We start from the raw sequence: 25,022 nt of genomic DNA, 5'->3' as shown, positions 1-25,022 counted from the left end.
CTAATAGGAGGCCCTTATGACATTTTCTGGATTTTATAAAAAAACAAGAGAAGAAAGAATTACGATATTAAAAGAGGCTGGTTTACTAAGCCAAGAATCTGCTTCTTCACTTATAAATAAAGAGCTTTTAAATGTAGATATAGCTGGACAAATGGTAGAAAATCATCTATCTTTGTTCGCCCTGCCTTATTCTATTCTTCCTCAAATAATGGTTAATAATAAAACTTATTCTGTACCCATGGTTACAGAAGAACCCTCTGTCGTTGCAGCTGCCTCAAATGCCTCTAAGATTGTTATGCAATCAGGTGGTTTCACTAGTCAAATCTTAAAAAGAGAGATGATTGGTCAGGTTGCTCTTTATGATGTAGAAGATATGGAGCTTGCTACTAAAAGTATTGATTTAAAAAAAGATTACTTGCTACAAGTAGCTAATGCTGCCCACCCTTCTATCCTAAAACGTGGTGGTGGTGCTAGAGAGATTTCCTGGGAAATAAAATCAGAATCTGGTCTTGATTTCCTAGTTGTCTATCTATCAGTGGATGTACAGGAGGCCATGGGGGCCAATATTCTAAATAATATGTTAGAGGCTTTAAAAGCTATTCTGGAAGAACTTACTTCTGCTACAGCTCTTATGGCTATCCTATCTAACCATGCTACTAATTCTTTAGTAAGAGCCTCTTGTAAGATAGAGGTTGGAACTTTGGACACAGATTTAGAACAAGCTAGAAAAATAGCTAGAAAAATAGAAGTTGCATCTATTTTTGCCAAGGCTGATATTTATAGGGCAGCTACCCACAATAAGGGGATATTTAATGGAATAGACGCCATTCTTATAGCATCTGGTAATGACTGGCGAGCAATCGAAGCAGCAGGACATTCTTATGCAGCTAAGGATGGTAAATATAAGGGTCTTTCTACTTGGATTTATGATAAGGAAAATGACATCTTGCATGGGGAACTTACCTTACCTATGCCTGTTGCATCTGTTGGGGGTTCTATTGGTCTAAATCCTAGCGTGAAAATTTGTCATGAAATATTAGGTAAACCAAAAGCCAAAGAATTGGCAGCTATCATCACTTCTCTTGGCCTTGCCCAGAACTTAGCCGCCTTAAAGGCATTGGTAAGCAAGGGTATTCAAGCAGGACATATGAAATTGCAGGCTAAATCTCTAGCCTTACTAGCAGGTGCAAAAACTGACCAAGTAGAAGAAGTCGCTGATAAACTAAGACAAGCTAAGCATATGAACCTCGAAACTGCACAGAAGATATTGATTGAAGTCTAACAAAGATATAAAAAAAGAAGTAGCTAATGCTACTTCTTTTTTTATCTTATTTTTTAGCTTTACCTACTAGTAAACGTAATAGTAGTGCCGAAATTACAGATCCTACTAATAATGATACTAGATACATGACAGGATTACTTACTCCTCCAGCAAGAACTGCAAATATTCCACCATGTGGTGCTGTAGATACTGAACCAAATTGCATTGATAAGGCTCCTGCTACCCCAGCTCCTACCAATAATGATGGGATAACTCTTGCAGGGTTTGATGCTGCAAATGGTATAGCTCCCTCTGTAATAAAGGCAAGACCCATTACATAGTTTACAAAAGCTCCATCTCTTTGAGATGCTGGCCATAAGTCCTTGAATAGGGTAGCTGACAGGGCTATAGCTAATGGAGGCACCATACCACCAATCATAACTGCTGCCATTACTCCTGATCCAGCTGTTCCAGAGGCTGTTAGTAGAGCTGTACCTGTTACATAAGCTGCCTTGTTAATTGGTCCACCCATATCAATAGACATCATAGCCGCAACGATAAATCCTAATACTAAAGCACTAGTTCCACCTTTTTCTAAGGCATTAATAAATGATTTTAAAGATTCCATAACTGCTGCCATAGGTGCATTGATTACAAAAATCATCAGTAGACCCATAATTACAGTTCCTAAAATAGGGAAAATAAAGATAGGTTTTAGTCCGTCTAGTGAACGTGGCATCCATGAAAATGCTAATTTAAGAGCTTTTACAATTCCACCAGCTAAGAATCCTGCAACTAAGGCTCCTAAGAATCCTGAAGGTGTATAGCTTAATAGAGCATTATCAGTAGCTGCTGCTAAGATACCTGGGTCAGCTAAGATACCACCGAACATACCAATAATAAATCCTGGACGGTCAGCAATAGAACGACCAATGAATCCTGCAAGAATTGGTAGCATCATAGAGAAGGCTAATTTACCAAACCAGAATAATATGGCTGCAAATTGGTTATAGTCAGGTGCTTTAGGGTCAAATGCCGTAATCCCCCAAATAAATGAAAGAGCTATTAGCATACCACCTGCAACAACGAATGGTAACATGTTTGAAACACCTTCCATTAGGTGTTTATAAGCACGACGTCCTAAGGACTCATTAGCAGTCTCTTCTTCTGTAGCCATATCACCAGAGTGAGAGTAGATAGGTGCTTTCCCATCCAATACTGTTTGGATCAATTCTTCAGGCTTATTAATTCCATCTGCAACCTTAGTAATAATTGCATTTTTACCGTTGAAACGAGCAACTTCTACTTTTTTATCAGCTGCAACAATTACTCCACTTGCTTTTTCAATATCTTCTTTAGTTAATTTATTTTCAATTCCAATCTGTCCATTAGTTTCAACCTTTATATCTACTCCTAATTCTTTAGCAGTCTCTTTTAATTTTTCAGCTGCCATGAATGTATGAGCAATACCTGTTGGACATGCTGTTACTGCAACTATATAGGGTCTATCTGACGATGTTTTTACTTGCTCTTCTTTTTTTGACTCTTCACTTTTAGCAAGAAATCCTTCAAATACAGCTTTGACTTGGTCAGATTTTTCAGCCTTATCTAAGCCAACTTTGACTTCTGGATCCATCAATGCTTGTGATAAGCTAGCTAGTGCTTTTAGATGCTCATCTGATCCTCCATCTGGGGCACAAATCATAAAAATATGTTTAGCCTTTTGCCCGTCAAATGATTCCCATTCAACTCCTTCATCAGATTTAGCATAAATAATAGTAGCCTTATCAAAATCAGTAGATTTGGCATGGGGAATAGCTATCCCTTCTCCTACACCAGTTGTAGATTGAGCTTCTCTTGCTAATAAGGCTTCTAGAAACTTATCTTTACTTTTTATAACTTTTTCAGAAACAAGCATGCTTGTTAATTTATCAAGCGCCTCTTTTTTATCAGCTGCACTAAATGAAAATTGAATTAAATCATAATTGATTAATGATGTTAATTTCATATCTAATCTCCCTTTATTTTAATATAATTATTGTAATTTTTTTACCGAAATTTGTGCTAATAGGCTGTCGATAAGTTCTTTCTTACCAACTCCTGCAGAAAATGATGTAGCTCCCCCTGCTGCTGAAGCGTATTTTAGGGCTTCTTCAAAGGATTTACTTTCATCATATTTGGCTATAAACATAGCCAGCATTGAGTCACCTGCTGCTGCAGTAGAGATGATCTCTCCCTTAGCAACATTTACAGATAGAAATTCTCCTTCTTTTGTAAGTAGAATGGCTCCTTCTCCCCCACGAGAAACTAGGACATTTTCAGCACCCAAATCTTGAAGTTTTTTGGCATAAGTCAAGATATGCTCAACTGACTTGATTTCTACTCCAAACATTTCTCCAAGCTCAAACTCGTTTGGCTTAACTAGGAATGGTTTATAGATTAGGCTATCTAATACTAGATCTTTGTTAGAATCTACGATTAGTTTGGCTCCAGATTCTGAGATTTTTTTAGCTATATTAGCAAAATCTGAAACTTGCATCCCTCCAATAATGTTACCAGATAGGAAAACTGTATCTTCTTTTCTCAATATATCTAATTTTTTATAAAATTCTGCTAATTGATCTGCAGTAACTGGACTTGATTGTCCGTTAATTTCTGTTTCTTCTTCAGCTATTAATTTTATGTTAATACGAGTATTACCAGAAGTTTCAACAAAATCACTATCTATTGCCAATCTAGCTAATTCTGATTTAATGTAAGCTCCTGTGAATCCAGCGACAAAACCTAAGGCCATAGACTTTTGACCAATATTATTTAGTAATAATGAGATATTAATCCCTTTTCCACCTACAATATAGTCAGCTTCTTCAGTTCTGTTTAATTTACCTAGTTGTAATGACTTAGGTCTGGTAAGCATATCGATAGCTGGATTAAGTGTAATTGTATAATACATCAGATTTTCTCCTTATTTAAAATTATAAAATTGTGTATTTGATGATATTCAAGTGGTGATTTATAAGAAATTATTGTAGCTTCATTGATAGTAGCAAACTTTTGAAATCTTCTTTGACCAAACTTAGATTCATCTACCAAAACATAGGCTTTTTCACTATTTTTTATAGCCATTTTCTTTAGTATAGCCTCATTTTCATCAGCGGTAGATAGGCCAAAGTCTTTATCTACTGCATTGCAACCTATAAAACAAGCATCAAAAGAATATTTATCTAATTGTTCAGATGCTGTAACCCCTACTATAGCTTGGGTTGAATGCTTTACTAAACCTCCAAGCAAAATAGTATGGATTTTATTTTCTAAAAGTTTATTGAGATGATAAACAGAATTAGTAACAACGCTTATTCTCCTATTTCTGAGTTTATCAATTAAATTATAGGTTGTTGTTCCTGCATCTAGATAGATTGTCTGCCCATCTCTAAGTATATGCTCAGCTACATAATTAGCCACCTTATATTTATCTTGATAATATTCTTTTTTCTTAGCTCCTATAGAGTCTTCCATACCCCTGACTAAAGATTTTCTACTAGCTCCCCCATGATTTCGGTATATAAGATTTTTCTCTTCTAATCGTGCCAAATCTCTTCTTACCGTAGCCTCTGATACCTTACAAAAGTCTACTAACTCTTGTAAGCTAACAACAGTTTTTTCATCTAAGAGCCTTAGAATATTTTTTCTTCTTTCATTCATTAAAATAAATCTCCTGAATACATTCACATTATAATCTATATTTATTTCTTATACAATATCCTTTTATTATATTTTGCAATAAAACGATCATATTTACAAAAAATATGATCGTTTTCCCTTAAATATTTGATTGTTTTTCAAAATAGGCTCTAGATTTAGTTAAAGAATATAGTCCTGATTTAATTTAATATTCAAATTATTGAAGGATCAGGTCACCTTTATCTGGCTAATTTATTTAATTATAAAGATCCTTCAAATAAAAATACTAGAGAAAAGCTCATTCTCTAGCATTTTTTTATTATCTTATTAGGTTAGATTTAATCCATCCTTGTTTTCCATTTCCGTAAGTAACTTGTGACCAAGTTTCACCTTTGGCATTTTGTACTCTACGTAATTCTGTTACTGAACTTCCTTGACTTACAACTCCAGCTACTGCATTTGTTGTTCCTGCTCCAGATCTAACATTGGCTGCTCCTGCTCTAACTGTTCTTGGAACCGGAATTTGTCCTTGAGGTGCTCCTGCCGATTGATTTGTTGCTACTGCTGCACTTGCGTTTCTTGCTGCTGTTGTTGCTACTGCTGCCGGTGCTTGTACAAGTGGCGCTGTTGTCGTAACTGCTACACTCTCTGTTGCTACTGCTGATAAAGAACTATTGCTTTCACTAGATGTTGTAACTGCTGAATCTTGGTTAGCACTTGCCGCACTTCCTACTTCTGCTCCTGCTTTCTCCGCTAAACCATCAACTTTAAATTTCTGCTTGTAGCTTCCTGAAACTTCAATTTTATTATTCTTAACCTTAGTTTCATCAAGAACTACAGTTACTTCAACTTCATCACCATTTTTTAATCCGTCTGCCTTACTATAAGAAACTCTTGGATTGTTTAAGATATCTTCAATTACTTTCTTTTGTGCCTCGTCTTTAGCATTAGTTACTGTTGGAATTTTGTTAACTTTAATTCCTGCTTTTGCTTCTCCATTACTTCCTGTAGGAGCAAAAGAGATATCATAACCCTTACTAATATCTACTTTTGGACTAGCATTTGCGAATTTAGAGTAAGCAAAGTATCCACCAAAAGATATTCCTAGTAGTAGTAATAATGAAATTAAATATATCCATAATTTACCGAATGAGAATCCAGCTCCCTCTTCTACTTCCTCTTCCTCAATTTCAATAGGAACTACTTTTACTCCCTTTAAGGGATTTCCTTCTTCATCACAATATACTTTTACAAGTCTTCTCTCCCTATCATAAGCTCTAAAATATAGCCCATTTTCATCTTCTAATATTTTTCTAGCCATATTATCCACCTCTTCTTTAAAATTTTTTCTAAGTTATATAGTAAATTATAACACACTTTAGTTTTGATAGAATCATATTTACCTTTTTTTAACAATACGTAACAAAACTGTCATATTTTTTATAAAAATTTATCTACATGTTCTAATATTTCCTTATTATCAAGCTTGTCCAAAAACTGCTAGTTTTGCCATCCTGTATCCAAGCCTTCTTAGCATTTAAGTTAGATTAATTTTTGTTTCTAACTTAATTATTATATGTTCCACCTTCTACATTTAGGTATTCTTCAAGTGTTATGTTTTTAGAATAGATTTCTGATGCTACTTCAGGTCCTACATATCTAATGTGCCAAGCTTCTGCTTGATAGCCTGTTTTTTCTTCAAATCCTGCTTTATATCTTACAATAAATCCATATTTATGAGCATTTTCTTCAAGCCATTTTGCTGCTTGTTGGTTTGTTTCACTAGATCCTTCTGATCCCAATAGAACTCCTGCGTTGTCAAGAAGGTCGAATGCTAATCCCAATTGGTGTTCACTGTATCCTGGTCTTGCTGCGAATGTGTCAGCTTGTTCTTGTCCGAATTGAGCTACATAGTTATTGTATAAAGTTTCTTGGTCTTCATAAGATCTAAATGCTGATAGATTACTAGATATATCTAATGCTTGAGCTTGTGCATCTGTTATAAGTTGATTTACTGCTGCTAAAGCTGTTGGATCTTCTCCAGGTGCAAATGTTGCTGGTACTGGATACTTTTTATTTGCAAGCATAATTCCATTAATTATAGTTGCTTCTGTGATATTTTCAGGTCTTGCATTTGGATCTGAAGCCACTGCAAATCCTGTTTGACTAACTTGTCCCTCATTTTGTGCAGCTTGTTCTGCTTTCTGTCCTCCTTGCTCAGTAGTATTATTTTCTGTTTTTACTACTAGGCTATTGTCAAAAGCCTTATCATCTTTAAGTACACTTATATAAATATATGTGGCTAAAGCAGCGACTGCTATTGTAAATAATAATGTTAAAAATTTTTTCAAAATATTTCTCCTTAGTTTAAGTAACTTTATAAAATATTACTTAAATTATAACATATAAATCTCTTTATATAAAAGGATATAGGTCAACCTAAAAAATATAAATTTTTTTATTCTAGATTTTACATGTGCTAAATTTTTAAAATAATAAAAATATGCTCCTTAAAGAATTTTTTACTAACATTCTAAATATAGAATACAGCCTTAAAATAGATAAATTTCTTCTTTTTTCATTGTCAATTTTTTTATAAAATGATATTATAATTAGGTATACATATTAACAAATTTATGAAAGGATATATTATGCCAGATAATTTTTTAATTGCTTTATTATTAACTATAATAGCCGGTCTTTCTACCGGTATTGGTTCATTGATAGGATTGCTTAGTAAAAGTGATAATAAAAACTTTTTATCGGTAAGTCTTGGATTTTCTGCTGGAGTTATGATTTATGTATCTATGATAGAGATATTTCCCAAAGCAAAAGCAAGTCTTAGTATAGAGCTAGGCCATAAGATGGCAACTATAGCTACTACCCTTGCTTTCTTCGCAGGAATTTTAATAATTGCCCTTATAGATAAATTGATACCTAGCGAGATGAATCCTCATGAAATATATGTTTCTAAAAAAAATGTAGATAGAAAGAAATTAATGAAAATGGGGCTTATGACAGCAACAGCTCTCGGTATTCATAACTTCCCTGAGGGGCTGGCTACTTTTGTATCTGCCTTAGATGATCCTGGATTGGCTCTTCCTATTGTTGTAGCTATAGCTATTCATAATATACCCGAGGGGCTGGCTGTTTCTGTACCTATCTATCAGGCGACTGGCTCTAGAAAAAAAGCTTTCAAATATTCATTCCTATCAGGTCTTGCTGAACCTGCAGGAGCCCTAATAGGTTGGTTTATTCTTATGCCATTTATGAGTACTACCTTATATGGTCTTATATTTGCATCTGTTGCAGGGATAATGGTTTTTATTTCCCTAGATGAACTATTACCTGCTGCTCATGAGTTTGGAGAACACCACCTATCCATTTATGGATTAATCTCAGGTATGGCTCTTATGGCTATTAGTTTACTTCTATTTCTTTGATAAGTCCTTCTAAAGAAATCTTTTTGATTATTCAATAAAAAAGATACTAGAAAATTTTCTAGTATCTTTTTTGAATTTTAAAACCTTATTAATTTTTACGTGCTTTGATTGTCATTAGTCCTGCTGCTGCTAATACTAAAGCTAATCCTGCTGGTAGGGCTGTATTTGATTTTTCTGCTTGTGTTTTTGGTAAAACTTTTTTAGCTGATTCTACTTTTGTTTTAGCTAGGTTTTTATTATCAACTACTTTTTTATTTGTATTTGTAGTTTTTGTTGATTTTTGTCCTTCTGCTACTTTTATTTTTGAACTTGTATTTGTTTCTACTGCTTTAGCTAGGTTTTTATCAGTAGTTGCTTTTTTATCTACAGTCATATTTTTGTTTGCTACCGGCATTTCTTCTTGAGCTGCTTTTGTTAATGTATAAACGTGAGCAGTGTTTGCATTACCTATAATTAATATCCTATCTTTTGTTAAATCATTATCTTCTGGATTTCCTAGTACTCTATATCCTGAATATAATTCTTTTCCTGCTGGAATAATAAATATAGGGGATCCCATTTCTGGAGTTGGGGCATTTTTTATATTTACAACTACATAACCATCAACTATTCTTTTTTCTAATTGAAATTTGTATTCTCCATATGTTAAAGTCATATCAGAATTTAATACAAAGTCTGGTCCACCATATTCTCCAGCTACATAATCTGCTTTTACTACTCCTTTTTTAACTTCAGTTTTAGGTGTTTGTTCTTTCTTAACTTCAACTTTTGGAGTTTCTGTTTTTGCTGCAGAGCTTGTTGTAGATTTTACTTGCTCTTTTGTTGTAACTGTAGTTTTGGGAGCCTCAGTAGTAGCTACTGTAGTTGCAACTGCAGCTTTCGTTGTTACAGGTTCTACTTTTGTTGTAGCTGGTGCTGTGCTTGTTGCTTTTTCTGCTTTTGTCGTAACTGGTGCTGTACTTGTTGTTACCGTAGATTTTGTTGTTACAGGTGCTGTACTTGTTTCTTTTTCTACTTTTGTCGTAACTGGAGCAGTACTACTTGCTTGGCTACTTGTAGCTTTTGCTACTGTTTCAGGCTTAACTTCTTCTGCCTGAGCATTAGCTCCTACTAATAATAAACCTACTAATGTTGAAGTTACTCCGAATGAATATTTCTTAATTGAAAAACTTTGTTTTTCCATATTTTTTTTATTTTTAAACATAAAAATATCTCCTTTTTCCTTATTTTTGGATTAAATAGCTTAAAACTTTATATTTACCCACCAATATTATACCCCCCCCCCCGAACATTCTTGTCAATACCTTTAATAATAAAAAGGAAGATGATTAAATCATCCTCCTTTATTTATTAAGTATTTCATTTATCACTTTTGGATATAGGACATGTTCTACCTTATGTATTTTTTCTGCAAGTGTCTGGTAAGTGTCGTCTTTATCAACTCTTACTACATCTTGCTCAATAATTTTTCCTGTATCCATACCAGAGTCTACCCAGTGAATACTTACTCCTGTATATCTAACTCCGTATTCTAAGGCCATAGCTATAGCGTCTTTTCCTTTAAAGGCTGGTAATATTGAAGGATGTATATTTATCATTCTTCCTTCATACTCTGATAGCAGGCTTTCTCCTATCAGTTTCATATATCCAGCTAGTACTATAAAATCTATTTCTTTTTCAGATAAGACTTCTAGTATTGCTTTTTCATAGGCTATCTTATCTTCAAAGTTTTTTAAAAGAAAGGTTTTTGTTTCTATATCAAATTTTTTTGCTCTTTCTAGGGCGTAGACTTGATCTTTATCTGTCACTAATAGGCTTATCTCAGCATTTTGAATGCGACCATCTTGTACAGCTTGGGCAATTGCTTCAAAATTAGAGCCTGATCCAGAGGCGAATACTGCTATCTTAGATACCATGTATTTCAACCCCTGCTTTCTCTACAACTTTACCTAAATCATAGGCCACTTCTCCATTTGCCTCTGCAATCTCAATAACTTTTGCTGCATCGACTTCATCAACGATGATTGCGTAACCTATTCCCATGTTGAAGATATTGTAAGCTTCTGCCCTATCAATATTTCCTTTTTCTAATACAAAATCAATAATTTCAGGTACTTTCACATTTGTTACATCTAATTCAGCACCATAAGTAGCTAGCGTTCTTGGTAAGTTCTCGTGGAATCCTCCTCCAGTAATATGAGCCATTCCTTTTATCTTAACTTGTTTCTTAATTTCCTTAACTGTTTTTACATAAATTTTTGTAGGTTCCAATAGTAAGTTTCCTAATGTATCACTTAAACCATAAGTTTCATTAATATCTAACTTATTTTCTTTAAATAATACTGAACGCACTAATGAATAACCATTTGAGTGAAAACCTGATGAGGCTAAACCTATAATTCTTTGACCTGGTTTAACTTGTGAACCATCAATCAAATCTTCCTTGTTGCAGGCACCAACAGCAAATCCTGCAATATCATAATCCTCTTTAGAGTACATATCTGGCATTTCTGCTGTTTCTCCACCTATAAGTGCCGCTTCTGATTTTTCACATCCATCAGCTACACCAGAAACAATTTGTTCAATTTTTTCTGGATAGTTTTTCCCGCAAGCAATATAATCTAAGAAGAATAAGGGGTCTGCTCCTTGTACAATAATATCATTAACACACATGGCAACTGCATCTTGTCCTATGGTGTCATGCTTATCAGCCATAAAGGCAAGCATTAATTTAGTCCCTACACCATCAGTTCCTGATACAAGAACTGGAGAGCTATAACCGTATTTTGTTAAATCAAATACCCCTCCAAAAGAACCGAATAAATCTACTGCTCCCTTATTTTTAGTTCTTTCTATGTGTTTTTTTATTCTTTCTACTGAATCATAACCAGCTGTAAGACTTACCCCCGACTTTGCATAACGTTCACTTGCCATTAATTTTCTCCTTTTACGATATCATCAAAATATCTCTTGTTATTTGCCAAATATTCTTTTTGAATATCTGTTAGGTTGTCTAAATATTCATCTGCATAGTCATATAAACCTGCTGAATAATCTCCATTGAAACATTCCATACATAATCCTTTATAAGGAACATCATAGTTTAGACCAATACCTTCGATTAATCCTTCTTCACTTAAAAATCCTAGTGAGTCTGCATTGATATATTCACGAATCTCTTCTATTGTTTTATTAGCTGCAATCAGTTCTTTTGTTGTTGAAATATCAATTCCATAGAATGATGGGAACATAAGTCTTGGCGACGCTATACGTACGTGAACTTCTTTTGCTCCTGCCTCTTTTAATAGTGTAACTATCCTTGCTGACGTAGTTCCCCTTACTATAGAGTCATCTACCATTACTACTGATTTACCAGCAACTACACCCTTAACGGCAGATAATTTCATACGAACACCTTGCTCACGTAATTCTTGAGTTGGCTGAATGAAAGTACGGGCAACGTATTGGTTCTTAACTAGACCCATTTCATAAGGTAATCCTGCTGCTTCTGCATAACCCGATGCCGCTGATAATGATGAGTTAGGAACTCCAATAACTATATCTGCATTAGGTGCAGGTTGCTCTTTGGCTAAGATCTTTCCTGTATTCTTTCTTGCAGTGTGAACGTTGATTCCTGCTATATCTGAATCTGGTCTTGAAAAGTAAACATATTCCATAGCTGCTATAGACACTAAAGTATCTTCCGTATATTTCTCAATAGTATATCCATCTTTAGTAATAATTACTAATTCTCCTGCTTCAATATTACGGACAAATTCCCCTCCCACTACATCGATAGCACATGTTTCTGATGCTACAATATAGGCTCCTGTTTTAGTTTTACCTAAAACAAGTGGTCTTAATCCATTAGGGTCTACTGCACCATATAGGGTATCTTTTATTAAAACTAGATAAGTGAATCCTCCCTTAACTTGAAGAAGGGCATCTTTTAACTTGTCCTTAAAAGTTTCCTCCTTACTTCTTCTAATTAAATGTACTAATACTTCTGTATCAGATGATGAGTGGAAGATTGCTCCATCTTCTTCTAATTTTCTTCTTAATGTTTTAGCGTTAATTAGGTTTCCATTGTGACACAAACCTACACTCATATCATAGAAATTGAATAGGAAGGGTTGAATGTTTTGAATAGAATTACTTCCTGATGTCGCATATCTAACGTGTCCAACTGCTGAATCACCTTTTAAGTTGACTAATTTTTCCTTGTCTGCGAATACTTCTGAAAGTAATCCTAAGTCCCTATATCCTCTTAATTTTTCACCATCTGTTGCTACAATCCCTGCTCCCTCTTGTCCTCGGTGTTGCAAACTGTGCAGACCAAAGTAAGTTAAGTTACTTGCATCAGGGTGATTAACTATACCAAATACTCCACATTCTTCGTTTAATGATCTCATTACTATTCTCCTAATTTTTCTAATCTTCTTAATACTTCTTTATATGCTTCCATTACATTACCTAAGTCTTGACGGAATCTATCTTTATCAAATTTTTCTAGTGTATCTTTTTCCCAAAGTCTCACTGAATCTGGGCTAATTTCATCTGCTAAAACTATTCTTCCATCACTAGTTTTACCAAATTCAATTTTAAAGTCCACCAAGATGAATCCTAATTTATCAAATAAATCCTTTAATAAGTTGTTTATATTTAAGGCTTTTTTCTTAATTTCAGCAAGTTCCACTCTACTTGCTAATTCTAGGGCTACTGCATGATCTGTATTTATTAAAGGATCCCCAAAATCATCATTTTTATAAGATGTTTCAAATACTGCTTCTTTAAAAATTTTACCTTCTTCTGCCCCTAGTCTTTTTACAAAAGAACCTGTCGCCCTATTTCTAACTATAACCTCTAGGGGAAAAATTTCTACTTTCTCACATAACTGTTCTCTATCACTAAGTTTTTCTATTAGGTGAGTTTCTACTCCATTTTTAATTAAATACTTGTAAATTAGAGTAGAAATTTTATTGTTGTATATTCCTTTATTATCCAGAGTATCTTTCTTTTCTCCATTAAAAGCTGTTGCTGAATCTTTATAATAAATTATTACTTGATTTTTTTTATTACTTTCATATATTTCTTTCGCTTTTCCTTGGTATAGTAATTGTCCTTTGACTAGCATATTTTCCATCCTTTTTTTAATTTTCTATGAAATCTAACTTTTCATAACTGGCAAGATTAACCTTCTTCAGCATAAGCTAGTAAAATTTTAGATTTCACAGACCTCCTCTTATCCAAGTTCTTATTTAAAGTACTTAACTCCATTAGCAAATAGACCTTGAACTTTTTCTCCTTGAATATTTTTGTATAAATCTTTTGTATATCTTTCTGAGTGCCCCATTTTTCCTAGGATTTTCCCATCCTTACTCGTAATTCCTTCTATAGCGAAGTTTGAACCGTTTGGATTAAATTTAGGGTGCATTGTCGCATTACCATCAAAGTCTACATACTGTGTGGCTACCTGAGCATTAGCTACTAATTCTTTTAATTGCTCTTCTGAAATCTTGAATGAACCTTCTCCGTGTGACATTGCTATATTTTGGATAGAACCTAATTCTAATCCTGCTAACCAAGGAGAGTGGTTTGCGACAACTTTTGTTGGAACTATAATAGATATATGTCTGTTAACATCATTTCTAAATAGTGTTGGACTTGTTTCATTTACCTTATCAAAATCTCCATAAGGTAATAATCCTGCTTTAACAAGAGCTTGGAATCCGTTACAAACACCAATTACTAGTCCATCTCTAGCTACTAATTCTTTAATTGCATTTTTGATTTTCTCATTTTGTAGGAAGACTGCTATGTATTTACCAGAACCATCTGGCTCATCTCCCGCTGAAAATCCTCCTGCTAGAGCCAAGATTTGTGCTGATTTTATTGCTTTTTCCAGCCTATCAATTGACTCTGTAAACATGGCTGCTGTAAGAGTTCCTAATGGTAGAATTTCTACCTCTGCTCCTGCTCTTGTGAATGAATTCTCTATATCATACTCACAGTTTGTACCGTAGAATACAGGTATTACAACCTTAGGTTTAGCCCCTCCTAAGGAAATATTAGTAGCATCTCCTGTATATATTTCTTTCTTAACTTGATTCAATTCTTCTAGTTTGTACTTAGCATAGTCTTCATCATGCTTGTAGATTGATGGATAAACTTTTTCCAATGGCTCTTGCCAAGCTTTGATTAAGCTATCTAATTCTACTACTTCCCCATCTAATATAATCTTATCGGCTACTGTTTTACCTACTAAGACCAATCTTTCATCTTCTAATTCTTCACTTGTTTCTACTAGGAAAGAACCGTAGGATGGTTTATTTAATTTTGCTAAAACTTCTTTATTTGTAACTTCTAATCCTATCTTGTTACCAAATGACATAGTAGCAAATGTTTCTAGTAATCCTCCTTGTCTTACAGAGGCTATTGCTGATAATTTTCCTTCTTCTCTTAGTTTTTCAATAAGATCAAAATTCTCTCTTAATTGAGCATAATTAGGCCTGAAGTCCGCTTCTTCTTTATGCTCTAATAGGTAGACATAAGAATTTTCTTTCTTAAATTCTGGAGATGTGACCCCTTGAACCTTACCTGTTGTTAGGGCGAATGAAATAAATGTTGGAGGTACTGTCAAGTCTTCAAAAGTTCCTGACATTGAGTCTTTTCCTCCGATGGCTGCTAATGAAAATTCATTTTGAGCCTCGATAGCTCCTAATAGGGCTGCGAATGGTGCCCCCCATTTTTCCTTGTCTTTTCCTAATCTTTCAAAGTATTCTTGGAATGAAAACTTAGTTTTACGCCAAGCTCCACCTGTTGCCACTAGACGTGCTAGTGATTCTACTACAGCATAGGCAGCCCCATGGAATGGTGACCATTCTGCTAGATAGGGATTGAATCCGTGGGCTAGTATTGTTACTGTATCAGTATCTGCCTTTCTTACAGAAATTTTTTGTACTGAAGATTCTGCCTGACTTAATTGGTACTTACCTCCAAATGGCATAAGCACTGTTGTCTGCCCTATAGATGCGTCAAACATTTCAATCAAACCTTGCTGGCTGGCAATGTTTAAATCTTTAACTGTATTTATTAGGGCTTCTTTTTTATTAGATATTTCTTTTACTTCAAATGGATTAGCTAAAGTTGGTTTTGTTACCCTAACTTCTGCTTTTGATACTGCTCCATTTGTATCTAAGAATTCACGGTCTAAGTCTACAAAAACCTTATCTTTATAAGTCATGTAAACTCTTTTTTCTTCTATTACATCGGCAACATAAGTTACTTCTACATTTTCTTCATAACAATATTTCTCAAATTTTTCTAAATCTTTAGCCTCGATTACTACTGACATACGTTCTTGAGATTCTGACAGGGCAATTTCCATTCCTGTTAATCCCTTATATTTTAAAGGTACCCTATCTAGATAGATATGTACTCCATCAGCAAGTTCTCCGATTGCTACCGAAATTCCACCCGCTCCAAAGTCATTTGATTTTTTGATAAGTTTAGTTACTTCTTCATTTCTGAATAATCTTTGTAACTTACGCTCTTCTGGTGCATTTCCTTTTTGTACTTCTGAGGCTGCTACTTCTACTGATTTTTTATCATGAGTTTTAGAAGAACCTGTAGCTCCTCCAATTCCATCACGTCCAGTTCTTCCTCCCAGCATCAAGATTATATCCCCAGCTTGTGGACTTTCTCGGCGTATTGATGAATATGGACTGGCACCTACTACTGCACCTACTTCTAAACGCTTAGCAACATATCCTGGGTGGAATACTTCTTTTACATAAGTCGTTGCCAGACCGATTTGGTTACCATAAGAAGAATATCCATTGGCTGCTGTTTTAGAGATTACACGTTGCGGTAATTTTCCTGCTAGAGTTTTATCTAAAGATTGAGTAATATCACCAGCTCCTGTAATACGCATTGCTTGGTAGATATAAGAACGTCCTGATAGTGGATCTCTGATTGCACCACCTAAGCAGGTTGCTGCCCCACCAAATGGTTCAATTTCTGTTGGGTGATTGTGAGTTTCATTCTTAAATTGAACTAACCATTTCTCATCTTGTCCATTTACGTCAACATCAACAAATACTGAACAAGCATTATTTTCTTCCGAAAATTCTACATCATCAAGTAATCCTTCTTTTCTCTGATGACGCATAACGATTGTCGCCATATCCATTAGGTTTTCTGGTTTTTGCTCACGACCAACTTCCTTACGTAAGTTTTGATAAAGTTTATAAGTATTTTCTAAAGCTGTTGAAATAAATGATTCTTCAAAAGAAACATTTTCTAATTTTGTTAAGAAGGTAGTGTGACGGCAGTGGTCTGACCAGTAAGTATCTAATACTTTTAATTCTGTTAAAGATGGATCTCTATCAATTTTCTTGAAGTGGTCTTGTATGTGCAAAATATCTTCTATTGTCATAGCAAGCCCTAATTCTTTTTCTAAAGCTACTAATTCTTTTTTTGATAAAGATCTGAAATTTTCAACTAGGATAACTTGATTTTCTACTATAACATCTTCTTCCTCTTGGAAAAGATCTAAATCTTTCTCACGTGATTCTATTGGATTTAATAGATATTTCTTAATAGCCTCAACTTCATGGTCTTTATCCGCACCCTTCCATAAGAAGATTCGACCACATCTGACACTAGCATCATTCTCTGGATCTAGCAAATTGAAACATTGCTTAGCTGCATCTGCTCTTTGATCAAACTGTCCAGGCAATAATTCAGTTGCATAAACTTGGTAATCTCCTATTTCCAATTCTGTATATACATTATCTGTAACAATCTCTCCAAAAATCCCTTCTTCTGCCTTAGCCAATAGATTTTCATCAATCTTGAAAACATCATAAACATTTATCAATCTTAGATCACTGATAGATAAACCTAAAAACTCATTAAGTTCATTCTTTAGTGAATTTGATTCAACTTCAAAACCTTTTCTCTTCTCAACAAAAATTCTTTTATTTAACATAACTTTTACCCTATTATCCATTATTTATTAATTTATCTACTAAGTTTACTTTTTCTTCTAAAGATTCCATATCATCATCTACAATATTAATGTGTCCTATTTTTCTATTATAGATATTTCCATCTTTTCCATAAAGATGAATTTTAGAAAATGATCCTAAATCATCTATATATTTTTCCAAGTATTCATAGTGCTGTCCTAAAAGATTAATCATAGCTGTATTAGCTAAAGCTTTTGATTTAATAAGTTCTAGCCCAGTAATTGCCCTTATGGCTTGTTCAAACTGGCTAACATTGGCCCCATCTAAAGACCAGTGACCAGAATTATGAGGTCTTGGTGCTATTTCATTTGCTACTAAATGACCATCAACTATAAATAACTCTATTGTTAATATTCCTGTTATCTGAAATTCTTCAAAAAAGTTTTCTACTGCTTTTTCAATTTCTTCAATTTTTTTACTTTCATGTGAAACAAGAGAGATATGCAAGATTCCATTTCTATGCTCATTAATCCCTATAGGAAGAATATCTAAATCTCCTTTTACAGATTTAACACATACTGCCGATACTTCCTTATCAAACTTTAATTTTTTCTCTAATATACAAGCCACTTCTAAAAGTTTACTAGCCTGGTCTAGATCTTCTAATGAATCAATACTCACTTGTCCCTTACCATCATAACCACCTGATCTAGTTTTTAAAATACAGGGTAGACCCATTTCTTCAACTGCTTTTTCCAAGTCCTGCCTTGTATCAACTTTTCTGTAATCAGCAAGCTTGAAACCTGCTTTTTCTAGGGCTTTCTTTTCTCTCAATCTATCTTGAGAAATTGCTAGAGCATGAAAACCTTGTGGTATATAGGCACCCTCATCTTCCAATAATTTAATAGAGCTAGCGGGGATATTTTCAAATTCATAAGTAATTAAATCTGCCTTCTCTGCCAGTTTTTTTAAGGCAGCCTCATCATCAAAAGCTCCACATATAAATTCATCACAAACCACCCTTGCACAAGCCTTATCTGAGGGATCTAGGATAATAGTTTTATAGCCCATGGTATTAGCAGCTACAGCTAGCATCTTACCAAGTTGTCCCCCTCCTATAATTCCAATAGTAGAATCTAGTCCCAATTTTTTATATAAGGTCATTATTCATTTCTCCAACTTGTTCTTTAGTTTTTTCAATATAAGCTACTAATTTATTATGAATTTCTTCATCATGTACAGCAAGACTTCTCACTGCTTGAAGACCTGCATTCTTTGCACCTGCATTACCTATAGCCATAGTTGCAACTGGCACTCCACCTGGCATTTGAACAATAGAATATAGTGAGTCTACACCACTTAATACTGAAGACTTGATTGGTACCCCTATTACAGGTAGTGTAGTAAGTGATGCAATCATCCCTGGCAGATGGGCTGCTCCACCTGCTCCTGCAATTATCATCTCATAGCCCTTGGCCTTAGCATTTTCTGCAAAATCATACATTAGTTTAGGCGTTCTATGGGCACTTACTACCTCCTTATGATATGAAATTCCAAATTCATCCAAAATTTCACAAGCTAATTTCATAGTTGGCCAATCACTTGACGAACCCATTACAACAGCAACTTTTTTCATGCTCTAGTCCTCCCTCTTTTATCTACCACTAATTATACCAATATTAGAAATAAAAAACAATAAATAGTACGGTTATTAATAACATATTTATATATTTTCATTTTTAATATTTTAATTTCCGTATTATCCTGGGTATCTAGTATTTATGTCTATAATTAATTCTAAGAAAATACAGATAATAAAAAAGACTAACTTTTTTATTAGTTAGTATTCAAAATATAAAGCTACTTTTATATTTGGTCATTCTTACTTTAATAATTCTTTTTAAATTTTTTATCAAATTTCAGCCTTATTTTTTATTTCTATTTTTATATTTTTTTGATGCATATAGGGACAATAAAGTCATGGCAACTAATAATAAGGCTGCAATTAAAAATTTTTTACTAAATATATCTGTACTTGCTCCGCCGAAATTTAAATATACTATTTTTCCAGGTATAGCTCCTAGGACTCCTGCCAACATATATTTTTTTAATGAAATATTTGTCATGGCAAAAGCATAGTTGATTATTGAATATGGGAAGATTGGTATAAATCTTAGTATTAACATACTTAGCATTAATTTATCCTCTCCCACATCAAAAATAAGTTGTCTATTCTTTTCTGTCAATCTTTTGTTTACAAAATTTTCTACATATGATTTAAAGCTATATCTTGTCATAATAAACATTAGATAACAATTTAAGGATATACCTATGACATTCAAAAGAAGACCCAATTTTAATCCAAAAAGTATACCTCCCAGCATGGCTAAAAAGGACATGGGTAAAAAAACTATTGGTCCTAAGGCTACTATTATTAGATATACTAGAGGAGCTAAAAGTCCAAATGATGAAATAAATTCTTGCATATACCCTCCTAAAGATTTTTTCTATCTTTTACTATCCTATTTATTATATATAGAAGAATAATACTAGGAAAGACGTAGTGTATTATATAATCCATATACTTAATTTCTAAGATTTTCAGTGGATTTTTATAAGAATAGAGAATAAAAAATAAGGAAAAGAACTGACCTATTGCCACAGCCTTTAGAAACTTAGAGAATTTCATAGTCGAGATAGCTGCCAGATAGATAAGAATATCAAAATATAAAAACTTGCTTAAATTTAAGGCCATTATCATTAAGTGGCCATTTCTATCTATAATTCTATTTATTTTTTTATAATATCTATCAGCAAGAAAACTATATATTATTGGATTTAGTAAATTTCTAATTAATAAAAAGACTACTACTATTCCTAACATGGCTCCAGACCAAGCTACAAATGTACCAGAAAGGTAGCCATATAAATCTGCAATTGGATAAATTATGTTTGTGGCCTTTATATTAGCAATAAGTGTCTGCATAATCATAAAAAATATAGCTAGCAGTAAGGTATTAGGACTAGCTTTAAGATAAGCTAGCAATTCTTCTTTTTTTCCTTCAGATAAAAGTTCTATAAATTGACTGTCTACTTGCTTAAAATAGACTAGTATAGCCAATATTATTATAGATAGACCTATATACAAATACTTTCTCAACATTTCTACTCCTTATTTATCAACTTAATAAAGTTTACCATAGAAATAAAAAAAAAGATATTTGGAATAAATCCAAATATCTTATTTAATTAGGTCTGCTAGCTTAGCATCTAATAAATCTTCCAATACTTTTACTGGAACTTCCACCTGCTGTCCTACCTTACCTGCAGACACTATAATTGTTTCTACATCTCTAGCCTTTTGGTCTACGAATGTAGGGAATTGTTTCTTCATAGCAAATGGAGAACATCCACCTTTTTCATAAGAGGTTAGTGGAGTCAATTCTGCTAAGGGTAACATTGATAATGATTTAACTCCCGCTTCTTTAGCTAATTTTTTAAAATCAATATTATCTTCACTCATAATTACAGCAACAAAGTAGCCACCCTTCTTATCAGTAGTTACTATTGTTTTAAAAACTTGCTTATAATCTCGACCAATTAAATCAGCAACTCCAACACCAGTTCTTGCTGCTTCTGATGAAGCATCAAACTCATAGTGCTTATAGTCTACCTTATTATTATCTAAAAAACGCATTGCATTAGTTTTTACTTCTTTTTTCTTTGCCATATCCTTCTCCACTTATTTTTTTATTTTTACTACTAAATACCCAACTATAAACAATCTTATAGAATAATAAGAATAATAGTATATCTACAAGTATTTTTGATCTTACTTCATCATAAGCCAATTTATTCATTAGAATATAAATTAAATATGAAGACAAGCCTAACTTGATGAAGTTTATAAGTAAATGTCTATAAAATGTAATTTTTTTACGTCCACTATTTTTATATTTATAATTTTTATTCAAGACAATATTCAATATTGAAGCCATAGACTTAGCAAAGAAAATACTCACAAATATAAATATTAAATCTTTTTCCATATTAAAGAAAAGAAATAGAGTTGTTAGTATTTTAAACAATAATAGTTCTGTCAAGGCTGTAATTATACTTATTGAACTATATTTGGCAAAAGGACTTATGATTTGCTTGAATACCTTAAATTTTTCTAATAAGTATTCTTTTCCCTTATTTTCAACATGATAATTGTTATCAAGTCTTATCTCTTTTACAGCTATACCCTCATCCATTGCCTTAGCCAAGAATCTAGCTTCTAAATCAAGATCTTCTCCTCTTGTAGCAAGAATTTGACCTATAAGACTGATAGGATAAGCTCTTAAATTAGTAAAATTATCTATTATTTTCTTACCATATATCCATCTAGTCATAAAGCTAGTAAATCTATTAAAAACTTTATCAAAAGTTCTTATATTATCATAATTAACATTTTGTCTAGCTAATATTATAAAATTAGGTAATGTTGTCATCTCTTTTTCTAATTTTAATACAGTCTCAATATCATTAACTGCGTCTGCACTAGTCACCACAATACCTATATAAGGCGGCAGGTTCTCTTTGTTCATCATATGATTAATTGCTGTTTTTAAAGATCTACCATGACCCATTTTTTTAGCATGCCTCAAGACTAGATGACCCTCAGAAACAATTTTATCAAATAATTCACTATATTTTGCATCAGATCCATCATCTACAACTATTAAATCAATATCATTAAGACTAAGATCTCTAGTATAATCTATCAGGCTTTTATTTGGATTATTAGCACTGATTATTAACATTATTCTATTTTGCTTCATATTCTACCTCCTTACCATTATATTCGTTTATAATTTTAAATAAGTATTCTCTTATCTCAGTATTATTTCCATTTTGAACTAATAGCTCTAATCTTTCTAACTTTCTATTAAGCTGTTCTTCATCAATGTTTAAAACTTTATTCTTAAATATCATCTCATTATCAGTTTTTTCACTATTCTCATAATCCAGTGATAATTCTTCAAACATTTTTTCTCCAGGTCTTAAACCTATTTCCTTAATCTCAATGTCCTTATAAACTTCTAGACCTGATAATTTAATAAGACTTTTGGCCAAATCTATTATTTTTACCGGTTCTCCCATATCTAACAAGAAAATTTCTCCCTCACTAGCATAAAAACCTGCCTGCAAAACTAATTGTGCCGCCTCCGGTATAGTCATAAAATATCTTATTATATTTCTATGAGTTATAGTAAGGGGTCCTCCTTTTTTTATTTGTTCCTTAAATATTGGTATTACTGAACCATTAGAGCCTAAAACATTACCAAATCTTACTGCTGCAAACTTGGTATCATACTTATTAGCTTTTGCCTGTAAGATTATTTCTGTAAGCCTCTTAGATGCTCCCATAACATTTGTTGGATTAACAGCCTTATCGGTAGAAATCATTATAAATCTCTCTACTTTAAAATCAACAGCAACTTCCATAACATTTTTAGTACCAACTACATTATTTTTTACCGCCTCTTGTGGTCTACGTTCCATTAGTGGAACATGCTTGTGGGCAGCAGCATGAAAGACTACATCAGGTCTATATTTATCAAATACTTGCCTAAGATTTTCTTTTTCCCTAATAGAAACTATCTCAGATATGTATTCTATATTTTCATATTTAGAATTTGACAATTTTTTAAAATCAAAATCTCTTTCTAGCATATATAGGCTATTTTCATTAATATCAGTAAGGACTAAATATTTAGGCTTAAATTCAAATACTTCCTTAGCAATCTGACTTCCAATAGATCCCCCAGCACCTGTTATTAAAACTACTTTATCACTAATATAAGACTGAATTTCATTTTTTTCTAACTTAATCTCACCTCTACCCAATAAGTCTTCTATGGAGACATCTTTTATATGTTTAGATAGTGACTTGGCTTCCAAGAGGTCTAGCCCTTCTTTCATTATCTTAATTTCTACATGACTAACCTCTTTTAAAATATCTAATATTCTATTTTTATCACTAGCAGATATAGAAGGTATAGCTAAAAATACTAAATTTACATCATATTTTTCTATTAATTCTTTTATTTCACTTGTTCTACCTAGAACATTTATTCCATTAACGGTAGAATTGACCCTATTATCATCAATCAAGCCTACAATATTAGCCTTAAACCTATTATTTTTATGCAATTCCTTAATCAGCAAATAGGCAGCATCACCTGCCCCTATAATTAAGGTGTTTTTATAATAGGAGGTTTTATTTTTTCTTCTATGGGCTTCTAATAAAGCTCTATATACAAGCCTAGCAAAAGTCATTCCAGATATAATCAATAAGGGGGCAAAGATAGTAAATCTTATATGAGAAAAATTATCAGTAAATATAAAATTATAAAGAATACTAACAAAGAAATTAGAAATCAAAACAGAAATACATATATTAACTATCTCCCTAATTCCTATATAGGACCATAATGACTTATAGACTGAAAAGATGCTAAATAGTAGAGAATAAATAAGACTGGATATAAGTAAAAATAGACTTAATTGAGTAGAGAACTTATATAATATTTGATCAATATACATTGTTCTATCTAAAAATACTGCCGCTGCATTACCAATAATTACAAATAATAAATCTATAATTAAAATGAGTTGCAGTCTATATTTAGAATATATAGTCCAACTAAATAGTTTATCCATATAATTCCTACTTTCATTCACAAAAATATTACTATAATTTTACCACAAAGAGCCTAAAAAAAGAAACCCTTAGGGGGTTTTCTATTGTATTACAGAGATGTATTACAAAGAGCTATCTAGCAGTTTTTGGTAAGTACTATGTTTTAGATTTAAGAGTTAATTTCTATATTTTTTAGAAAAGTTATAGTCTTCTTCCCTTATTTATTGTCCATTTTTTTCAATTTATCTTCTAAAAATAATTCTATACATTTTTCAATATCAAGATTCATTCTATCTGCCAGTATAACTAGCCACCAAATAGATTCACCAATTTTGTAGGTTAATTCATCACTCTTATTACTAGGCCATCTTCCCTGATTGTCCATAGTAAGCCGACCTACAATAGCTGCATCAGTAAGAAAAGCCAGGGCGTCTTCTTCTACAGTCCATTTAGATCCATGATGTAGTTCTTCTAATCTATGATATAAATCTCTAATTCTAAGAGACTTTTCTTTTATTTCTTTCATATATCTACATACTCCTTTACAATCTATCTCTACAAAGTCAATCATAGCAAGACGTTACGACGACATTATTTAATTATTTTGTCACTAGTTTACCTAACTAAAACTTGGTCACAAATAAAGGCGACTCATCCCACAAAGGTCGGGGTTCGATCCTCTCTGCCTCCACCAATAAAACTTAGTTCGGACTTTTAGCTCAGATTGAAATCACAGTTCTGATTTGTTATCAGCTATTTTATAAAACAGTAATATTATATATAATATTACTATATTTTCGAGATAAAATCAAATTAAGTAAATAAAAAAAGAACCCCAAAGGGTTCTACTATTGCCTGGCAACGTTCTAATCTCGCAGGTCGTAAGACCAACTACAGTCGACGCTAAAGAGCTTAACTTCTGTGTTCGGTATGGGTACAGGTGTATCCTCTTTGCTATCGCCACCAGACGAAAACTA

At 33.0% G+C, this 25,022-nt stretch carries 21 protein-coding genes and 1 rRNA gene; 2 read left to right on the top strand and 20 right to left on the bottom strand.

The features are described 5' to 3' along the window. Positions 1–16 precede the first annotated feature (16 nt). Positions 17–1,282, top strand: a complete 1,266-nt coding sequence (locus HZY82_RS04950; RefSeq protein ID WP_135157192.1) for a hydroxymethylglutaryl-CoA reductase, degradative — start codon at positions 17–19, stop codon at positions 1,280–1,282. A gap of 46 nt (positions 1,283–1,328) precedes the next feature. Here HZY82_RS04950 and HZY82_RS04945 read toward each other — a convergent pair whose 3' ends face one another. The 5 genes from HZY82_RS04945 to HZY82_RS04925 all read right to left on the bottom strand — a co-directional run bounded on the left by HZY82_RS04945 (position 1,329) and on the right by HZY82_RS04925 (position 7,293). Further along, on the bottom strand, positions 1,329–3,269 hold the full coding sequence (locus HZY82_RS04945; protein ID WP_135157190.1) for a PTS fructose transporter subunit IIABC: 1,941 nt from the start codon (positions 3,267–3,269) through the stop codon (positions 1,329–1,331). A gap of 27 nt (positions 3,270–3,296) precedes the next feature. After that, positions 3,297–4,214 (bottom strand): 1-phosphofructokinase family hexose kinase, encoded by a 918-nt coding sequence (locus HZY82_RS04940; RefSeq protein WP_135157188.1) that lies wholly within the window; start codon positions 4,212–4,214, stop codon positions 3,297–3,299. Next, positions 4,214–4,963: a DeoR/GlpR family DNA-binding transcription regulator gene (locus HZY82_RS04935; RefSeq protein ID WP_135157186.1), complete on the bottom strand. Its 750-nt coding sequence runs from the start codon at positions 4,961–4,963 to the stop codon at positions 4,214–4,216. The genes HZY82_RS04940 and HZY82_RS04935 overlap by 1 nt, the downstream gene beginning before the upstream one ends. A gap of 298 nt (positions 4,964–5,261) precedes the next feature. Continuing rightward, the gene (locus HZY82_RS04930) at positions 5,262–6,263 is read right to left on the bottom strand and encodes an SH3 domain-containing protein (protein ID WP_135157184.1); all 1,002 of its coding nucleotides are present in this window, start codon (positions 6,261–6,263) and stop codon (positions 5,262–5,264) included. Between the two features lie 244 nt (positions 6,264–6,507). Continuing rightward, on the bottom strand, positions 6,508–7,293 hold the full coding sequence (locus tag HZY82_RS04925; protein ID WP_218925249.1) for a M15 family metallopeptidase: 786 nt from the start codon (positions 7,291–7,293) through the stop codon (positions 6,508–6,510). A 300-nt stretch (positions 7,294–7,593) separates the two neighbouring features. Here HZY82_RS04925 and zupT point away from each other — a divergent pair, with 300 nt between their 5' ends. After that, complete coding sequence (zupT, locus tag HZY82_RS04920; protein WP_135157182.1) at positions 7,594–8,385, top strand: zinc transporter ZupT; 792 nt, start codon at positions 7,594–7,596, stop codon at positions 8,383–8,385. Positions 8,386–8,473: 88 nt separating this feature from the next. Here zupT and HZY82_RS04915 read toward each other — a convergent pair whose 3' ends face one another. From HZY82_RS04915 to rrf, 15 genes are all read right to left on the bottom strand, one after another. After that, complete coding sequence (locus tag HZY82_RS04915) at positions 8,474–9,589, bottom strand: YSIRK-type signal peptide-containing protein (RefSeq protein ID WP_179938871.1); 1,116 nt, start codon at positions 9,587–9,589, stop codon at positions 8,474–8,476. Positions 9,590–9,728: 139 nt separating this feature from the next. Next, positions 9,729–10,301: a phosphoribosylglycinamide formyltransferase gene (gene purN, locus HZY82_RS04910; RefSeq protein WP_135157178.1), complete on the bottom strand. Its 573-nt coding sequence runs from the start codon at positions 10,299–10,301 to the stop codon at positions 9,729–9,731. Beyond that, complete coding sequence (gene purM / locus HZY82_RS04905; RefSeq protein WP_135157176.1) at positions 10,291–11,319, bottom strand: phosphoribosylformylglycinamidine cyclo-ligase; 1,029 nt, start codon at positions 11,317–11,319, stop codon at positions 10,291–10,293. Before purM ends, purN begins: the two co-directional genes overlap by 11 nt. Beyond that, positions 11,319–12,797 carry an amidophosphoribosyltransferase gene (gene purF, locus HZY82_RS04900; protein WP_135157174.1) on the bottom strand — a complete coding sequence of 493 codons (1,479 nt, stop codon included), beginning with the start codon at positions 12,795–12,797 and terminating at the stop codon, positions 11,319–11,321. The genes purM and purF overlap by 1 nt, the downstream gene beginning before the upstream one ends. 2 nt (positions 12,798–12,799) lie before the next feature. Continuing rightward, complete coding sequence (purC, locus tag HZY82_RS04895) at positions 12,800–13,519, bottom strand: phosphoribosylaminoimidazolesuccinocarboxamide synthase (RefSeq protein ID WP_135157172.1); 720 nt, start codon at positions 13,517–13,519, stop codon at positions 12,800–12,802. Positions 13,520–13,639: 120 nt separating this feature from the next. Beyond that, positions 13,640–17,377, bottom strand: coding sequence for a phosphoribosylformylglycinamidine synthase (locus tag HZY82_RS04890; RefSeq protein ID WP_135157170.1), 3,738 nt, complete (start codon positions 17,375–17,377; stop codon positions 13,640–13,642). 13 nt (positions 17,378–17,390) lie between these two features. Continuing rightward, complete coding sequence (purK, locus tag HZY82_RS04885) at positions 17,391–18,521, bottom strand: 5-(carboxyamino)imidazole ribonucleotide synthase (protein WP_135157168.1); 1,131 nt, start codon at positions 18,519–18,521, stop codon at positions 17,391–17,393. After that, complete coding sequence (purE, locus tag HZY82_RS04880; protein WP_135157166.1) at positions 18,508–18,993, bottom strand: 5-(carboxyamino)imidazole ribonucleotide mutase; 486 nt, start codon at positions 18,991–18,993, stop codon at positions 18,508–18,510. Before purE ends, purK begins: the two co-directional genes overlap by 14 nt. Positions 18,994–19,282: 289 nt before the next feature. Beyond that, on the bottom strand, positions 19,283–19,843 hold the full coding sequence (locus HZY82_RS04875) for a TVP38/TMEM64 family protein (RefSeq protein ID WP_179938865.1): 561 nt from the start codon (positions 19,841–19,843) through the stop codon (positions 19,283–19,285). An 8-nt stretch (positions 19,844–19,851) separates the two neighbouring features. Further along, positions 19,852–20,520: a VTT domain-containing protein gene (locus tag HZY82_RS04870; protein WP_179938863.1), complete on the bottom strand. Its 669-nt coding sequence runs from the start codon at positions 20,518–20,520 to the stop codon at positions 19,852–19,854. Between the two features lie 78 nt (positions 20,521–20,598). Further along, a complete protein-coding gene (locus HZY82_RS04865; protein WP_135157160.1) occupies positions 20,599–21,087 on the bottom strand; it encodes an aminoacyl-tRNA deacylase in 489 nt (162 codons plus the stop codon). Then, positions 21,059–22,180 carry a glycosyltransferase gene (locus HZY82_RS04860; protein ID WP_179938861.1) on the bottom strand — a complete coding sequence of 374 codons (1,122 nt, stop codon included), beginning with the start codon at positions 22,178–22,180 and terminating at the stop codon, positions 21,059–21,061. The genes HZY82_RS04865 and HZY82_RS04860 overlap by 29 nt, the downstream gene beginning before the upstream one ends. Beyond that, the gene (locus HZY82_RS04855) at positions 22,167–24,065 is read right to left on the bottom strand and encodes a polysaccharide biosynthesis protein (RefSeq protein ID WP_179938859.1); all 1,899 of its coding nucleotides are present in this window, start codon (positions 24,063–24,065) and stop codon (positions 22,167–22,169) included. The genes HZY82_RS04860 and HZY82_RS04855 overlap by 14 nt, the downstream gene beginning before the upstream one ends. 197 nt (positions 24,066–24,262) lie before the next feature. After that, positions 24,263–24,571 (bottom strand): nucleoside triphosphate pyrophosphohydrolase family protein, encoded by a 309-nt coding sequence (locus HZY82_RS04850; RefSeq protein WP_179938857.1) that lies wholly within the window; start codon positions 24,569–24,571, stop codon positions 24,263–24,265. A gap of 327 nt (positions 24,572–24,898) precedes the next feature. Further along, a 5S ribosomal RNA gene (gene rrf, locus HZY82_RS04845) occupies positions 24,899–25,013 on the bottom strand. Between the last annotated feature and the right edge of the window lie 9 nt (positions 25,014–25,022).

The sequence above is a fragment of the Gemella sp. GL1 genome (assembly GCF_013415365.1).
GTDB lineage: Bacteria > Bacillota > Bacilli > Staphylococcales > Gemellaceae > Gemelliphila.
This window is presented reverse-complemented; position numbering and strand designations above follow the sequence as displayed.

Bases quoted from the DNA above. Each gene is read 5' to 3' on its own strand.
- purE (WP_135157166.1), bottom strand. From the start codon at position 18,993: ATGAAAAAAGTTGCTGTTGTAATGGGTTCGTCAAGTGATTGGCCAACT.
- zupT (WP_135157182.1), top strand. From the start codon at position 7,594: ATGCCAGATAATTTTTTAATTGCTTTATTATTAACTATAATAGCCGGT.
- HZY82_RS04950 (WP_135157192.1), top strand. From the start codon at position 17: ATGACATTTTCTGGATTTTATAAAAAAACAAGAGAAGAAAGAATTACG.
- purC (WP_135157172.1), bottom strand. From the start codon at position 13,519: ATGCTAGTCAAAGGACAATTACTATACCAAGGAAAAGCGAAAGAAATA.
- HZY82_RS04890 (WP_135157170.1), bottom strand. From the start codon at position 17,377: ATGTTAAATAAAAGAATTTTTGTTGAGAAGAGAAAAGGTTTTGAAGTT.
- HZY82_RS04930 (WP_135157184.1), bottom strand. From the start codon at position 6,263: ATGGCTAGAAAAATATTAGAAGATGAAAATGGGCTATATTTTAGAGCT.
- HZY82_RS04870 (WP_179938863.1), bottom strand. From the start codon at position 20,520: ATGTTGAGAAAGTATTTGTATATAGGTCTATCTATAATAATATTGGCT.
- HZY82_RS04915 (WP_179938871.1), bottom strand. From the start codon at position 9,589: ATGTTTAAAAATAAAAAAAATATGGAAAAACAAAGTTTTTCAATTAAG.
- purF (WP_135157174.1), bottom strand. From the start codon at position 12,797: ATGAGATCATTAAACGAAGAATGTGGAGTATTTGGTATAGTTAATCAC.
- HZY82_RS04860 (WP_179938861.1), bottom strand. From the start codon at position 22,180: ATGAAGCAAAATAGAATAATGTTAATAATCAGTGCTAATAATCCAAAT.
- HZY82_RS04865 (WP_135157160.1), bottom strand. From the start codon at position 21,087: ATGGCAAAGAAAAAAGAAGTAAAAACTAATGCAATGCGTTTTTTAGAT.
- purN (WP_135157178.1), bottom strand. From the start codon at position 10,301: ATGGTATCTAAGATAGCAGTATTCGCCTCTGGATCAGGCTCTAATTTT.
- purM (WP_135157176.1), bottom strand. From the start codon at position 11,319: ATGGCAAGTGAACGTTATGCAAAGTCGGGGGTAAGTCTTACAGCTGGT.
- HZY82_RS04875 (WP_179938865.1), bottom strand. From the start codon at position 19,843: ATGCAAGAATTTATTTCATCATTTGGACTTTTAGCTCCTCTAGTATAT.
- HZY82_RS04945 (WP_135157190.1), bottom strand. From the start codon at position 3,269: ATGAAATTAACATCATTAATCAATTATGATTTAATTCAATTTTCATTT.
- purK (WP_135157168.1), bottom strand. From the start codon at position 18,521: ATGACCTTATATAAAAAATTGGGACTAGATTCTACTATTGGAATTATA.
- HZY82_RS04850 (WP_179938857.1), bottom strand. From the start codon at position 24,571: ATGAAAGAAATAAAAGAAAAGTCTCTTAGAATTAGAGATTTATATCAT.
- HZY82_RS04935 (WP_135157186.1), bottom strand. From the start codon at position 4,963: ATGAATGAAAGAAGAAAAAATATTCTAAGGCTCTTAGATGAAAAAACT.
- HZY82_RS04855 (WP_179938859.1), bottom strand. From the start codon at position 24,065: ATGGATAAACTATTTAGTTGGACTATATATTCTAAATATAGACTGCAA.
- HZY82_RS04940 (WP_135157188.1), bottom strand. From the start codon at position 4,214: ATGTATTATACAATTACACTTAATCCAGCTATCGATATGCTTACCAGA.